1 protein-coding gene is annotated in these 1,248 nt (G+C 51.2%); it reads right to left on the bottom strand.

Going from position 1 to position 1,248, the window contains the following annotated elements; genetic code table 11:
- Window positions 1-1,248: formylmethanofuran dehydrogenase subunit A (locus tag CUJ83_RS15545; RefSeq protein WP_230743385.1), on the bottom strand; the 1,248-nt coding region annotated here is incomplete at both ends.

Genomic DNA, 1,248 nt, shown 5'->3' with positions numbered 1-1,248 from the left:
AGTTGTTCAGAGTGACAGAGTAGTACTTCAAGAACTTATCAACGATATCGTTGATGACTTCCTGGTTGTTGAAACCGTCAGCATCCGCCCAAACGATCTGCTTCGAATTCGTAAGAGCCACGATGTCCCCATCCTTCACGACTATGTCGCCGCCCTTGATGGTGTACTCCGCAGCGCCCAGCGCCTTCTCGATCAACTCAGGATTCTGAGTAGCATCCGTAGTCGTCGGATCAAAGTTGTATATGACTATGTCCGCGTCCGCACCGATACCGAGCTGACCCTTAGACTTCTCAAGACCCAAGGCCTTAGCAGTACCGGAACGAGTCATCTGAGCGATCTCATAGAAATCCATCTCCCTGGATATTCCCGGAAGCTTGGTCCTCTCCGGAACCCACTTATGCAAGGTAGCCATCTTAGCGTCCCTGGCCTTCTTGCTCATAAGCCAGCTAACCACAGTCGGATACCTGGTGAACGGACCCGCATTCGGATGATCCGTGGTCAAATGACATCTGGACGGATCCTTAACGAGCAACGCAAGCTCGAGACCTATAGCCCACTGAATACCGCACACGTGAAGCTTCGGATCGTAAATGTACGGCACCACACCACTACCAGTCTCTAACTCCACATCAAGGTTAGCCCACTTCAGGTGGTTCAAACTGTGCAGCCCAAACTCCATCGGACCATCCGCAGTCATCGTAGTCGTCTCATCAAGAGTGACAAAGCCCACATCTATTGTGAGATGATCATGCGAATTAACATAGTCCGCTATTGCGTCTGCCTTGGACTCGAAGTCCTTCCAGGTCGTGCCTCCGTAAGAGTTGAACTGGGTGTGCGTGAAGTGCAAGTTCTGCGATCTACCCGATGCCTTGTTGACCGGGATATTTTCTGTAAGAGCTAGCGTCTTAAGCGTAGTTGTGTAATTACCCGGGTGACCGAGGTTGTTACCGTGTAAATGTATGGAATGCGGTAAACCAAGCCTCTCATTAGTCTCCGCAAGGCCGGTGATAATTTCCTTCGGCGTGACTTCGAAGTAGGGTACAGGGTCGTCGATTGCGGTACAGTTCTTACCCCAGCCCCATGCCTCGGTTCCTCCCGGATTAACAATTTTTACTGCGTATCCTTTGGTTGCTTTGAGCATCCATGCGATGTATGCGTCGAGGTTTTCGGTCTGGCCTTTCTTGATGTAGTCCATCACGAGCCAGTTGTTGCCGAATAACGTGTACGCGGTCTGGTCGAGGATCGGGG

Origin of the sequence: Methanooceanicella nereidis (genome assembly GCF_021023085.1) — an archaeon.
GTDB lineage: Archaea > Halobacteriota > Methanocellia > Methanocellales > Methanocellaceae > Methanooceanicella > Methanooceanicella nereidis.
Note: the sequence above shows the minus strand (reverse complement) of the source record. Positions and strands in the feature narration are given on the sequence as shown.